The organism is Streptomyces klenkii (assembly GCF_003626645.1).
GTDB lineage: Bacteria > Actinomycetota > Actinomycetes > Streptomycetales > Streptomycetaceae > Streptomyces > Streptomyces klenkii.
This window is the reverse complement of the sequence record NZ_RBAM01000144.1, coordinates 1-1153: the sequence shown is the minus strand read 5'-3', so window position 1 is coordinate 1153 and position 1153 is coordinate 1. Positions and strand designations below refer to the sequence as shown.

At 76.5% G+C, this 1153-nt stretch carries 2 protein-coding genes; both read left to right on the top strand.

The genetic code is table 11. The features are described 5' to 3' along the window. The coding region (locus D7231_RS35285; protein ID WP_120760468.1) for a ferritin-like fold-containing protein at positions 1 to 690 on the top strand (690 nt) is incomplete at its 5' end. 25 nt (positions 691 to 715) lie between these two features. Then, positions 716 to 1153 (top strand): hypothetical protein (locus D7231_RS35280; RefSeq protein WP_120760470.1); only part of this gene is annotated, 438 nt, incomplete at its 3' end.

Here is a 1153-nt window from a genome sequence, read left to right as displayed (position 1 = left end):
GTCGCCGCGGCGGACTGGCCGCGCGCGTCCGCCGACCCGCGGTACCGGGCGGCCGTGGTCGACCTCCTGGGCGCGCTGGCCTACGGCGAGCTGGCGGCGTTCGAGCGGCTGGCCGAGGACGCGAAGCTGGCGCCGACGGTGACGGACAAGGCCGCCCTGGCGCGGATGGCCGCGGCCGAATTCCACCACTTCGAGCAGCTGACCGAGCGGCTGCGGCAGATCGACGAGGACCCGGTCACGGCGATGGAGCCCTTCGCGGCGCCGCTGGAGGAGTTCCACCGGCTGACGGCCCCCTCGGACTGGCTGGAGGGCCTGGTCAAGGCGTACGTGGGCGACGCCATCGCGGCCGACTTCTACCGCGAGGTGGCCTCCCGGCTGGACACCGACACCCGCTCCCTGGTCCTGGGGGTGCTCGACGACACCGGGCACGCCTCGTTCGCCGTGGAGAAGGTGCGCTCCGCGATCGAGGCCGAGCCGCGGGTGGGCGGGCGGCTGGCGCTGTGGGCGCGGCGGCTGATGGGCGAGGCGCTGTCCCAGGCGCAGCGGGTGGTCGCGGACCGCGACGCGCTGTCCACGATGCTGGTGGGCGGCGTGGCGGACGGCTTCGACCTGGCGGAGATGGGGCGGATGTTCTCGCGGATCACCGAGGCGCACACCAAGCGGATGGCGGCGCTGGGCCTGTCGGCCTGAGCCGGGCGGCCGTTACGCTCCCGCCATGACGCACGACGCTCCGTCCGCGACCGCGCGGCACCTGATCGAGGAGGCCGCGCGCAAGTCCTCCCTGGCCTGGGTGCGCGGCCCCCAGGGGCCGGCCCGCCCGCTGTGGCACGTCTGGCACGAGGGCGCGCTGTGCCTGGTCGGCGGGCCCGGGGAGCAGCCGCTGGACGGCCTGGGGCTCGTGGACGGCTCAACGGCCACGGTGACGCTGCGCAGCAAGGACAAGGGCGGGCGGCTGGTGGCCTGGCCGGCCACGGTGCGCGAGCCCTCGCCCGACGGCGAGGAGTGGCGCGCGACGGCCGCGGAGCTGGCGGCCAAGCGGCTGAACGCCCCCCAGGACGCGGAGGCCCTGGCCGCGCGCTGGGCCACGACGTGCCGGGTGCTGCGCCTGGTCCCGGCGGGCGAACCGGAGGAACGCCCGGGCACGATGCCGCAG